Origin of the sequence: Novosphingobium sp. BW1, from assembly GCF_008107685.1 — a bacterium.
In the GTDB taxonomy this organism is placed as follows: Bacteria; Pseudomonadota; Alphaproteobacteria; order Sphingomonadales; family Sphingomonadaceae; genus Novosphingobium.
This window is the reverse complement of sequence record NZ_VIRF01000065.1, coordinates 37,959-50,213: the sequence shown is the minus strand read 5'-3', so window position 1 is coordinate 50,213 and position 12,255 is coordinate 37,959. Positions and strand designations below refer to the sequence as shown.

Genomic DNA, 12,255 nt, shown 5'->3' with positions numbered 1-12,255 from the left:
GACCTGTGTCAGAAGGCCCCATACCACAAGGCGCCTACTTCAGGACGCCAGGCGCGTCGCGATGACCTTGCTGTCGAGGAACTCCTCGATGCCCGCAAGGCCCCACTCACGCCCCATTCCGCTACCCTTGAACCCGCCGAAAGGCAGGTCCCCGGCAATGCACATCCCACCGTTAACGCTGATCGATCCCGTCCGTATCCGGCGGGCCACGCGTTCGGCCCGGAGTTGATCTGCGGAAACCACCCCGCCCGAAAGACCGTACTGGCTTTCGTTCGCAATGCGGATGGCGTCTTCGTCATCCTCGTAGGGGATCACCACCAGGACCGGGCCGAAGATTTCCTCCTGCGCGATGCGCATGGAATTGTCCACATCGACAAAGCACGTAGGTTCAATGAAATAGCCCCCACCCTTGTCCGGACGGGCCTTGCCTCCAGCCAGCAACGTCGCACCTTCCTGCTGGCCCAGTTCGATGTAGCCCAGCACCCGTTCCATCTGCCGGGCGCTGACGACGGGGCCCATGATGTGGGTTGGCTCGTCCATGCCGCCCCAGTTGTCGCCGAAGCCCTGATAGGCCATCGCAAGGCCCGCCTTGGCTTCTTCGTAGCGACTGCGCGGAACGAGCAGGCGCGACTGGACCGCGCAGCCCTGCCCGGCGTGGAAGACCAGCATCGACTGCGCGCATTCGCGCGCGAAGTCGGGCGCATCGTCAAGCACGATCTTGGCGCTCTTGCCGCCCAGTTCGAGGAAGACGCGCTTCAAGGTCGCCGCGCCCGCCGCCATGATTCGCTTGCCCACTCCGGTGGAACCCGTGAAGCTCACAAGGTCGACGCGCGGGTCCTGGACGAGTTGCTCGCCCGCCGCGGCCGGGTCCTTGCCGAAGACGACGTTGAGGACGCCGGCAGGAAAGCCCGCTTTTGCGGCGAGCTCGCCCCAGATCGCGCCCATGCCCGGCGTATCGGGGGCTGGCTTCAGGATGACGGTGCAGCCCGCCAGCAGCGCGGCGACGACCTTGCCCACGTTGACGTAGTGCGGCACGTTCCAGGGCGTGATAGCCGCCACCACGCCAACCGGCTCGTACACAACCTTGCGGTGCGAGGGGAAGCCGCGGAAATCACGATTGCCCAGGTCCTCTTCCCAGGTCACCTGGTCGAAGACAGCTAGGTAATCGTCCCAACCCTGATTGGCGGTATCGACATGTGCCATGCCCACCGCACCAAGAGCCGCACCCGCCTCGAACCGGGCCAGCGCGGCAAGCCGGTCCCTGTTCTCCTCGAACAGCACGCGCAGCTTCTTTAGCAGCGCGACACGATTGCCCCGGTTGGTAGGATCCCCCCAGTCGGTCTCGTCGAAGGCGCGGCGGGCCGCGGCGATCGCGGCGTCGACGTCCGCACAGGTGGCATCGGCGGCCACGCCAGCCACCTCGCTCGTCCAGGGGTTGATGACCTCGAAAGTCTCGCCGCCTTGCGCATCGCGCAGTTCGCCGTCGATATAGAGGCGGGCCGGGGGAAGAAGCGTCATAGGGTGTCCTGTCTTCAGCAAGGTCAGACCGGGCGGCGCGCGCCCAGGGTCACGAGATCGAGATTGAGGTCCTCGGGCGAATCCACGATCGTGCGGAATGTCGGCAGAAGCGAAGCGAAGTCGGTGATCGGCTGCTCCTGCATGGGCATGCCCGCGTCGGCACAGGCTTTGGCAAACCGCATCGTGGTCTCCATCGACCACCCGCTGCCGGTCTTGCCCTCACCGAACATCTTGCCCGCGCGCACCGTCGTCACGCGGATGCCCTTGCCCGCCAGCTCCTCGCGCCAGCCTTTGCCGAAGCGCTCGACCGCACCCTTGGTCGCCGCGTAGAACCACAGCATCGGGATCGCGAGGTCGACGCTCTCGCTGGTGACGTTGATGATGTGCCCGCCCGAAGGCATCGACTTGACCGCCTCGCGCGCGGTAAAGACGGGGCCTGCGACATTGGTGGTGATCTGCGCGAGGATATCGGCGTCCTCGGCGTCCTCCAGCGTGAAAGGCACATAGACGGCCGCGTTGTTGATGAGAACATCGATGCCCGCATGCACCTTGGCGATTGTGGCAAAGGCTTCGCGCACCGAATCCGGATCGCCAATATCGCAGTGCGCCGCCATGCAGTTGGGGCCGAATTCGGCGGCAGCGGTCTCCAGCTTGGCCAGCGTGCGGCCTAGCATCACCACCTTGTCGCCGTCTTCGCAGAAGCGGCGCGAGAGCGCCTTGCCCAGCCCCTCGCCCGCGCCCGTGATCACGATCGTCTTTGCCACTCAGGCCTCCTGTCTTGGCTGGCGTTCCCAGTTTTCCGGATAGGCCGAAAAATCGCCTGCGTAGGCGATGCCCCCGTCCCAGATCTCACCGCTGATCTTCGTGAAGAAGTGGACCGTGCGCGCGAACGAGCCTGCCGTAGAGCGCGGCTCCATCGCCACACCGCTGGGCGAGATGCCGCGCGCGCGCGCCGAGAAATCCTTGACGCTGAAAAGCAGGTTGTCGGTCTGGTGCGCGCAGACCACCAGCTCTCCTCCCGGGCAGTAGCGTCGTGGGTTGCACTGGGTGCCCGCGAGCCGCCCGCGCTTCATGCCCACAAAGCCGGGCACGCGGCTGACTTCGGGGATGTGCACCTCGTCGTACCAGCGATGGTAGTCCTCCTCGCGCCCCTGCACGAGGTTGGCCGGGATGATGAACAACCCCGAGAGCGGTTTGCCCTGCTGCCAGTTGGGGCCGACGTGCCAGTCGGAATACATATTGTAGGTGTAGAGCCGCTCGCTCTCGTTCCCATCGTCAATGAGCCCGGCGCAGCGCGGCCCTTCAAGCAGGCGACCGAGCTTGGGAATGTCCCGGTCGGGCACCTGATAATCGAACTCGTAGAAGCTGAGGAACCGCCAGGGCTGGTCGATGTCGGGCATGATCTGAACGTCGGCGATCTCGAAGCGATCGGCCGAAAGGAAGCCTTCCAACCCGGCAAGTCGGGAGCGGTGCTCCTCGTCGAACCACGCGGCGTAGTCCGCCTCGCGCCCCGCCGCGATGTTGTGCAGGTGCAAGGTCACGTAACGGGCCATGAAGCCTCCTCTTCCGTGCTCTAATCTAGCGGCCGGGCCAGCTCGAGCAACGGGCACGCCCAACCATCGCTGCCACGCTGGGCCACGCCGGATCCCGGCATGGCCCACCCCCGCCTGTCAGCGCGCGCCGAAGGTAAAGCGGATGTTGATCCCGAACTCACGCGGCGGGGTCATCCGGATGTTGGTGTAGGTGCTGGTGAACGAGGCGTTCTGCGGCGATCCGAAGATCGGTCCGGTCGGCCCGAAGCCCTGCAGCGGCAAGGTCTGATACTGGCTGCTGAGCGGCAGCGAGCGCTCGGTCACGCGTTCCATCTCAAACAGGTTCTTGGCGAACAGCGTGACTTCCCAGGCCCCTTGCGGATCGCGGATGCCGGTGAATACATTGAACAGGCCATACTGCTTGACGCTGTCCCAGGCGTTGGTGGGATCGCCCCCACTCTTGCCGTAGAAGCTGTAGAGCCCGCGCACGAAGGCATCGACCCGGTTCGAGATCGGGCGCGAGTATTCCGCCATAGCCGTGGCCGAGAACCGGGGCTGGTTCGAGGCCGCCTGGTTGACCGTGCAGGCGGAAACGTTGTCGGCGCCGACCACGCCCATCAGCTCGCCAAGGCTCGGCGCGCTCGCGGGCGAATCCGGCACCCCATCCGGGTTCAGGAAGTCGTTGCAGGGAATGACCCCGTCCTTGATCTTGCCGTCCGCGTAGGAGGCCACCAGGCTGATGTTGAGATCGGGCGTGGCCTCCAGGCTCAGTTCGCCTTCCATGCCCCAGACTTCGACCGGAACGCCCGAAACAAAGTTGAAGCGGTTGACGCGCGGATTGATTGTCTGGCTCTGCTGGTCGAACGAATAATCGACAAAGTAGACGCCGCCGATCCCGCTGGCGCCAGGTACGCGGTAGGGGTAATTATTGAATTCCTGGAAATAACCCGCGACGTTAAGGCGCATGCGACCGCCCATCAGCGTGGTCTTGAGGCCCAGCTCGTAAGAAGTGGAAGTCTCATCGTCGGTCTGCTGGAACGAGCGTTCGAGCGGCGACTGGTTGACGCTGAAATCGCCCACCGCGAACAGGCCCGGCCGGAACGAACTGCCTACGCTGGCGTAGAGCATGACATCAGGCGTAAAGTTGTGCTGGGCACTGACCTGATAGATCAGCTTGTCGGTGTCGATATCGGACTCGTTGAGACCGATGCCCAGAGGCGTTGAGGCCAGCAGGCTGCGGTCAGCAGGATCGAGCTGGTTCACCGCGTTCAGCGTAATTTCGTTGGTGGACTTGAACTTGATGTAGCGCGCGCCGCCCGAGATCTGGGTTGCATCCCCGATATGCACGGTCACGTTGCCGAAGAACGATTTTTCGTCGGTCTTCGACGCCGAAAAAATGTCCTGCTGCGTCAGAGCCGCGATCCCGCCACCAAACGCTGCGGGCAACGTGATCGGGCCGTCGCGAAAGACCCTGTTGTTCGAATCGGTGGTGCGGAAGAAAGCGCCGACCACGTAGTCGAACATGCCCGCGACCATTTCCTCGTTCTGGAGGCGGATTTCATGGCTGGTGGCAACCGCCCCGCCGGCCGTATTCTGGTAATACTCAAAGCCCCGGAAGAAACCGCCGTGGTCGAGCGATTCGGTGCTGGCGATGTCCTGATCCAGACGCGAGCCGACGTAGATCAGGCTCTGCCCGGCAAAGCTGGCCTGGCCTTGCCAGTTGAAGATCTCATACGTCTCTGTGCTGCTACGCGCGTCCTCGGCAATTGCGTTGCGATCTCCGGCTGTGACCAGAACCGGGCTGTCGCCCAGCAGGTCGCTCACCTGGCTGAAGGATTCGGCCTGATCGTAGTTGCGGCGCTTGCGGTCCAATCGTTGGTAGCCACCTTCCAGGCGCAGCCAGTCAGTGGGCTGGACAACCGCTGTGATGCGTCCGCCCTTGCTCCGCGCGAAGGGATCACGGCCCTCAAAAGTCGGGTAGATGGTGGTAACCCGGTCGATCTCGTCCTCGGCGAAAATCCCGGCGACTCGAACGGCAGCAACGCCCTCGATGACCGGGATGCCGAGCGCGCCGTTCACGTTGATGGTGCCGATGTCGTTGGCCGTGCTCGCGACGTAACCGCCGATCTCGTAGAGGTCGGGCTTGTGGGTCGTCACGATCATCGAGCCCGACGGCGAAGCGCGGCCTCGCAGTGCGCCCTGGGGGCCACGCAGCACTTCGACCTGCGCAATATCGAAGGTTTGCTGCAGCACAACCTGCGGCAGGATCGGCGCGTCGTTCTGATAGAACTCAATGGTGTTGTTGAAGCCGCTGGCGGCGACCTCCATGTTGACACCGCGGATTTGCGCATTGGCGCCGAAGGAGTTGGAGCTGGTGCCCAGTTGCAGGCCCGGCACAAGTTGCTGCACATCCGTGAAGTCGCGTATGTTGAGTTCGGCGAATTCCTCGGCGGTCACGGTGTTCACCACCAGAGGCACGTCCTGAACATCCTCGGAGCGGCGGCGCGCGGTTACGACGATGGCATCGAGGACGGGCTCGGCGCGCATGCGCGCATCGCTGTCCTGCGCGTCCCCGGATCCCGTTTCCTGCGCCTGCACCACAGATGGCTGCGCCAGGGCGCAGATCGCAGAAGCGGCAAGAAACTTCGCCAGATTACCCATCACCATCTCCCGTTTTCGTCAGACCGGACACTTCGCGCCGCATCTGTTCCTGTTATCGTTCTATCTCGGGCCGATCTTCCTCCGTCGGCAGGTGCTCCCCGCGCATCTGGTCAGAAGTATCGGAGTATCGTCGCCGCCCGTACTGGTACGAGAGGCTCTGTATCGTTGGAATGGCGAGGCGGGCTTTATCGCAGGGGCGTTATGCCTGGGAAAACCGCCGATTTCCGCCTCAGTCAAATGATCCGTAGCGTAGAATCAATTTCGCAAATCAAGGGCTTGCGCAAAGCTCCGGCGGCTCCGCTCAGCCGCGATAACCGCGCAGGCGATTTCCCGCGTCGATCGGGAGCACGAGGTTGTTGAGGAAGCTGCCCTCGCACGAGGCGAGATAGAGGCAGGCGTTGGCGATATCGGAAGGGCTGCCGGGCCGGGCCGGGGCAAGCTGCATCCCGGTCAGACGCGCCATAGTCTCTTCGCCAAGCGCGCCGCTGCTGGCCTCGGTCTCCATCATGCCCGGCGCAATCGCCACGCAGCGCACCCCCTCGCCCGCAAGCTGACTCGCCAGTCCGAACGTCACCGCGTTGAGCGCCGCCTTGGTCACCCCGTAAGCGGTTCCCGGCACGTTGCTCGCCATCGAGGACTGGTTGATAACAAGCCCGCCCGCGCGCGCCAGCGGGACGCGCAAGTGTTCGGCCAGAAGCAGCGGCGCCAGCGTGTTCACGGCCAGATAGTGCTGCCATTTGGCAAGCCCCAGCCCGAAGAAGCCACTGGCAATCTCGCCATAGGCAAGCCCGGCGTTGTTGACGAGGACATCGAGGCTGGCGTGCGCCGCGCAGACCTCACCGGCCAGGGCCAGAATCGAGTCTTCATCGGACAGATCGGCAACCTGCGCGGAGCAGGATGCTCCTGTCCCGCGCAGTTCCTCGACGCTTTGGGCCAGGCGCTGCGCGTCGCGATCAACCAGTACGGCATGGGCGCCCTCGCCTGCAAACGCACGCGCAATGGCAAGGCCCAGGCCGCCTGCAGCGCCTGTCACGAGGACGGTCTTTCCCTCCATCCGGGCCATCAGTGTTCCCCTCTCGCGGCCGGAGGATCGAGCGTAATCACCACGTGGGGGATCTCGCCCGCGAACGTGCCCTCGCAGCCCAAACAGGCGGTGACATCGACGCCGATGTCACGGCCCAGATCCAACGTCTCACCCAGTCCGGCGGGCATCAGGAAGGTCGAACGCACCGAACCGCTGGCCAGCGTGTCCGCGCCCGACCGCAAGGACGGCGTCGCACCCTGACGCGGGCCTGGCGTCTTGAAGCGCAGGACCAGTGGCTTGCCCGGATCCCCGCGTCCCTTGGCGCAGATCATCACTGGATCGACCGGGTGGCTCGAAGCGGCAAAGGTGATGACCGGGCGGTCCTTGTCGCGATAGAGGCTCCATCCTGCAAAGCGACTGCCATAGGCCACGACGACGCCAGAGGCATTGGCCGATGCCGGGGCGATTTCGGCGCTCAGGTTGAACGAGCGGCGAGCGCACACCGGCCCGCTCAGAGCCGGAACACTGACGCCCATGGCCCAGTAATCGAACTGGCTGCGCCCCTGCGGACGATGATCCGCCACGCGCAGGGAGCCGAAGCAGCGGTCGAGTGGATAGACATGGTTCGCCTCGGCCTCGCGCTCCCACATGGTGACCATCTCAGCCACTTTCGCCGGGCTCGCGGCGGCGACATCGCAGCTCTGCGAATAGTCCTTGCGCAAGTTGTAAAGCTGCCAGTCGCGCGGGGCATCGGCGGGCGGCGCCAGCATCCATGGCGTGCGGCCGTCGTCCTGGGCAAGGAACCAGCTGTCGTGCCACAGCCCGGTCTTGCCCCCCATCTCGAAATACTGGGTGCTGGTATGGTCCGGCGTGCAGGCATCGAGCGTGGAGAACAGGCTTTTCCCGTCCATTGGGCGCTGCGCCACACCGTTCACACTCAGGGGCACGGGCACGGGCACGGGCACGGGCACGGGCAGCTGTGCGGCCTCGATGATCGTGGGCGCGATATCAATAAGATGCCCGAAGCGCGCGCAGACCGAACCGGGCGCTGCAGCGCGCTCGTTCCAGCGCAGGATGATGCCGTTGCAAATGCCTCCCAGCATCGAGGCGTACTGCTTGGTCCAGCGCAGCGGCGTGTTCATCGCCCAGGCCCAGCCTGCGGGGCAGGCCTGGCAGGTCATCGGCCCACCCATGCGATTCAGGTTCGCCGTCAGCCAGGCTTCGTCCTCGGTCAGCCCGTCGATCTTGCCCAATTCGTTGAGCGTGCCCCCGTTGCCGCTTTCCGCGCTGGCGCCATTGTCGCCAATAACGAAAATGGTAAGCAAATTGCGCTTTTCGCCGGTGCGCTCCAGTTCGCCAAGCACACTGCCCAGCTGCGCATCCTGATAGGCCAGCATCGCGGCGGCCACTTCCATGCTGCGCGCGGCGAAGCGCTGGCGCGCCCGCGACAGGCCGTCCCACGCCACGACCTCCGCCGGACGCGCGGTCAGCTGCGTATTCGCGGGAATGATCCCTTGCGCCTTCATGCCCGCAAAGCGCGCGATCCAATCCGCCGGGGCCTGGTGCGGGACATGGGTCGAGCCTGGCGCATAATAGAGGAAGAAGGGTTTATCGGGCGCCACCGCCTGCTGGTTGTGAACCCAGTCGATGGCCTCGCTCCCCAGTCGTTCTTCCATCATCGGCGCGTCTTCGGCCACGTCCGGCAGGCGCGTGGCGCCCCGGTTCGCGGGCTCGTACTGGTTGCTGTCGCCCCCGATGATGCCCCAGAAATATTCGAAGCCCTGCCTGGTTGGCCACTGGTCGAAAGGCCCGGCTACGCTTGCATCGGCGTGGCGCACATTGTGGGACTTGCCGAACATCGCGGTGTTGTAGCCGTTCAGCTTCAGAATCTTGGTGAGCGGCGCGGTTTCGGGCGGGATCTGCGCAGTATAGCCGGGATAGCCTGCAGGAAGGTCCGCAAGATGGCCAAACCCCACGTTGTGGTGGGCACGTCCGGTCGGGAGGGCCGCGCGGCTGGGCGGGCAGATGCCCGTGGTGTGGAACGGATTGAAGCGCACACCGGCCTGCGCGATGCGATCAAGGTTGGGCGTGGGGACCGGCCCGCCCAAGGTGCTTGCCATCGCAAGCCCGACATCGTCGCTCATGAACAGGAAAACATTGAGCGCGTTTGCAGGGGCCGTCACACGGAAGGGCGTTGCCGGCTGCGATTCTCCCACCGCCGACGCAATGGCCCCATTAAAGGCAGACGCTGCGATCGGCAGCACGCCGCGCGATGGTCCGCCACCCGTCTGCGCGTGGGCATGCGCGCACAACGCCAGCGCCGCGGCGCCAACAAGCGCGATCCTCTTCCCGTACATCGATCCCTCTTCGCTTCGTTCGCCTCTTATTTGCAGCGGTCGAACGCCACCCAGCGTCTTCTTCAGACGCCTTCGGCGTGCCGGAATTCACCGCGGTAACGGCCAAAGACGAAGTCGACCTGGCCGCTGCCTCGCCGTTTCATGCGCACGTTCACCGTGCAATCCGCGCTGGCCGTGTTACCCTCTACCGTGATGCACGGCAAATGCAGATTGTGGACCATCCATTCGCTGCCCCCACCGATCCTGTCGGTGAGCAGCGTGCAGATAGCGAGCGCCTCGTCCATTTCGCCAAAACCGTAGTCGGCGGTAACATCCGGGGTGAACAGCGTCATCAGCCGCACAATGGCGGCCTCACGGTCCTGCGTGAAGGAATCGGCGGCCTGGCAATAGCGGTCCTTGAGTTTCTGGATCTCCCCGAAGTCGGTCATGCCAGCTCTCCCTCCAGCCGCCGCGCGGCCATTTCGCGCAGGTCCGCCGTCTTGATCTTGGCCGATCCGGTGGTCTTGAGATCCTCTTCGGCAAAGAACAGCACGCGGCGCGGCACCTTGTAGCTGGCAAGCGTGCGCTTAGCGAAGGCGCGCACGTGTTCCTCGTCCAGTGCCGCGCCGTCCTGCAGGACGACGGCGGTGACAACGATCTCGCCCAGGAGATCATGCGGTACCCCCACTGTCTGGTTGAGCCGGACGCCCGGACACTGGCGGATCACCGCATCGATCTCCAGAGGCGAGACATTGGCCCCGCCGGTCTTGATGATGTCGTTGAGCCGCCCCTCCCAGAACAGGCGCCCGGCCGCATCGACGCGCCCGCCATCGCCAGTACAGAAGAAGCCCTCAGCATCGAGCGTCTCGTCGAGCGGGATACCCAGGTATCCCATCATCAGCGTCGGGCCCTTGACCGCGATCTCGCCGCGTTCGCCCACAGGCACTGTCTCTCCGCTCAGCGGGTCGACGATCTTGAAAGTCATGCCTGGCTGCGGCACCCCGCTTGAACCCGCTTTTTCGGCCTCGGGCGTACCGGACGGATAGATCGCGCTGATCGTGAAAGTCTCGGTATTTCCATAGGCCGCCATCGGCTCGTCCCAGTTGGTCGTGATCGTGGGATGCTGGCCAAAGGCGTGGCGAGCCGAAACGTATTTCATCGCGGACAGGTCGACGTCGGCGAAATTGGGCGCGGCTGCAAGCTGCGCCCACTGGTGAGGCCATGCAATCGCCATGCTCGCGCCTTCGCGCGCCATCAGATCGAGCGCCTCTTCGGCCTGGAAGGTCGCTTGCAGGACCAGCGCGCCACCCGCCGACAACGTCCCGCCTATAGCCATCCCGAAATTGCCCGAGAAGAAGAAGCCGTTAGCCGACCAGGTGCGCGCGTCGGCCTTCGTCTGGTAGAAGCGTCGCCAGCGCCACAGCTGCAGAGTGACCGCGCGGTGCGAGGATAGGATACCCTTGGGCATCGCGGTCGAGCCCGAGGAAAAGAAGAGGACGCCCGGATCGGCCGGTGTGACCGTGGCCGCGCTCGCCTCGACCAGCGCGGGAGCGATGGCCTCTCCACGCGCGAGAAACATATCCCAGTCCTCGATTCCGTCGGGCGCGGCTCCCACGGCTGCTACATGGCGCAGGAAGGGTAGGCCCGGGGCATGGATCGCCCCGCCGCGCGCGCCGGCCACGGCCGGTTCGATTCCCGCCAGCATCGCGGCAAAGTCCTTCTTCAGGACCTGCCGTTCCATCAGCAGCACCGAAACACCCGAAACCTTGAGAAGATGCGCCAGTTCGGCCTGCGTCGAGAAGGTGTTGAGCGTAGTCGCCACACCGCCGGCCAGCGCGGTGCCCCAGACGGCCGCCAGGAACTCGGGCCGGTTGGTCATCAGGACGCCCACCCGCGTGCCCTTGCCCGTCCCACAGGCGAGCAGAGCGCGCGCCACCTTGTGTGCCTGTTCCAAAAGGTCGGCGTAGGTCCAGGCGACGCGCACGCCGCCTTCATGAAAGACCAGCGCCTCGTTCGTCCCGCCCGCTTCGCAGACCTCGTGAAGCCAGCCCGGCAGGGTCAGGGCGCCCAGTCCCTCCTCATCGGCCAGAGGGGGACCTTGGATGACAGAGAGCGGCGTTGCCATGGCCTGCCCCCGCTCAGGCGTTGACGTCGACGATGTAGCGGCCCTTCACCTCGCCCGACATGAACCGCGCCGCCGCATCGATGGCCTCGCCAAGACCGATCTCCTGGCCGATGGCCTCAAGTTTGGCCGGATCGAGATCCCGCGCGAGGCGCTCCCAGGCTTTAAGGCGATTGGCCTTTGGCGCCATCACGCTGTCCACGCCCAGCAAGCGCACACCGCGCAGGATGAAGGGCATGACGGTTGCGGGCAGATCGAAGCCTTGCGCCAAGCCGCAGGCCGCGACCGCGCCGCCGTACTTGGTCTGCGCACAGGCGTTGGCAAGCGTGAAGCTGCCTGCCGTATCAACGACGCCCGCCCACAGTTCCTTCTGGAGCGGCTTGCCCTTCTCGCTCATCGTTGCGCGATCAACGACCTCGTCGGCGCCCAGGCCCTTGAGATAGTCGGCCTCGGCCATCTTGCCGGTCAGCGCGTGGACGGTGAAGCCCGCGGCCTTGAGCAGCGCGATCGCCACCGAACCCACCCCGCCGGTCGCGCCGGTGACCAGCACCGGGCCCTGTTCAGGGGTGACGCCCGCCTCGACCAGCGCTTCAACGCACAACGCCGAGGTGTAGCCCGCCGTGCCTATGGCCATGGCCTGCTTCTCGCTGAAGGCCTGGGGCAGCGGCACCAGCCAGTCGCCCTTGAGGCGGGCGACCTGTGAAAGCCCCCCCCAATGCGTTTCCCCCACGCCCCAGCCGTTAAGGACGACCTTGTCGCCTGCTGCATAGTCGGGGTGCGAACTTTCGCGCACGGTTCCTGCAAGGTCGATGCCCGGCACGATCGGCCAGATGCGCACCACGGGACTCGAGCCGGTGATCGCAAGGCCGTCCTTGAAGTTGAGAGTCGAATAGGCGACGTCGATCGTGACATCGCCTTCGGGCAGCGCGCTTTCCTCCAACTGGGTCAGCGAGACTTGCTGTCCCTCGTCGGTCTTCTCGATCTGGATGGCCTTGAACATGGACGCTCTTCCTCAATCCGCTGTGCGTGAACCGGCCCGCCCGGGCCGCTATGTGTGAGAAG

The 12,255-nt window shown here is 65.0% G+C and carries 9 protein-coding genes; all 9 read right to left on the bottom strand.

The genetic code is table 11. The features are described 5' to 3' along the window. Positions 1 to 39 precede the first annotated feature (39 nt). A complete protein-coding gene (locus FMM79_RS09375; protein ID WP_148627247.1) occupies positions 40 to 1,518 on the bottom strand; it encodes an aldehyde dehydrogenase family protein in 1,479 nt (492 codons plus the stop codon). Positions 1,519 to 1,541: 23 nt separating this feature from the next. Further along, entirely contained in the window at positions 1,542 to 2,282 is a 741-nt protein-coding gene (locus tag FMM79_RS09370; RefSeq protein ID WP_148627246.1) for an SDR family oxidoreductase, read from the bottom strand. After that, a complete protein-coding gene (locus FMM79_RS09365; RefSeq protein ID WP_148627245.1) occupies positions 2,283 to 3,071 on the bottom strand; it encodes a hypothetical protein in 789 nt (262 codons plus the stop codon). A gap of 117 nt (positions 3,072 to 3,188) precedes the next feature. Then, positions 3,189 to 5,711, bottom strand: coding sequence for a TonB-dependent receptor (locus tag FMM79_RS09360; protein WP_148627244.1), 2,523 nt, complete (start codon positions 5,709 to 5,711; stop codon positions 3,189 to 3,191). A 301-nt stretch (positions 5,712 to 6,012) separates the two neighbouring features. After that, the gene (locus tag FMM79_RS09355; protein ID WP_148627243.1) at positions 6,013 to 6,774 is read right to left on the bottom strand and encodes an SDR family NAD(P)-dependent oxidoreductase; all 762 of its coding nucleotides are present in this window, start codon (positions 6,772 to 6,774) and stop codon (positions 6,013 to 6,015) included. Beyond that, on the bottom strand, positions 6,774 to 9,092 hold the full coding sequence (locus FMM79_RS09350) for a sulfatase-like hydrolase/transferase (protein WP_148627242.1): 2,319 nt from the start codon (positions 9,090 to 9,092) through the stop codon (positions 6,774 to 6,776). The genes FMM79_RS09355 and FMM79_RS09350 overlap by 1 nt, the downstream gene beginning before the upstream one ends. Before the next feature lie 62 nt (positions 9,093 to 9,154). Next, positions 9,155 to 9,520 carry a nuclear transport factor 2 family protein gene (locus FMM79_RS09345; RefSeq protein WP_148627241.1) on the bottom strand — a complete coding sequence of 122 codons (366 nt, stop codon included), beginning with the start codon at positions 9,518 to 9,520 and terminating at the stop codon, positions 9,155 to 9,157. Beyond that, entirely contained in the window at positions 9,517 to 11,196 is a 1,680-nt protein-coding gene (locus FMM79_RS09340) for a class I adenylate-forming enzyme family protein (protein ID WP_148627240.1), read from the bottom strand. The genes FMM79_RS09345 and FMM79_RS09340 overlap by 4 nt, the downstream gene beginning before the upstream one ends. A gap of 13 nt (positions 11,197 to 11,209) precedes the next feature. Beyond that, complete coding sequence (locus FMM79_RS09335) at positions 11,210 to 12,193, bottom strand: MDR family oxidoreductase (protein WP_148627239.1); 984 nt, start codon at positions 12,191 to 12,193, stop codon at positions 11,210 to 11,212. Between the last annotated feature and the right edge of the window lie 62 nt (positions 12,194 to 12,255).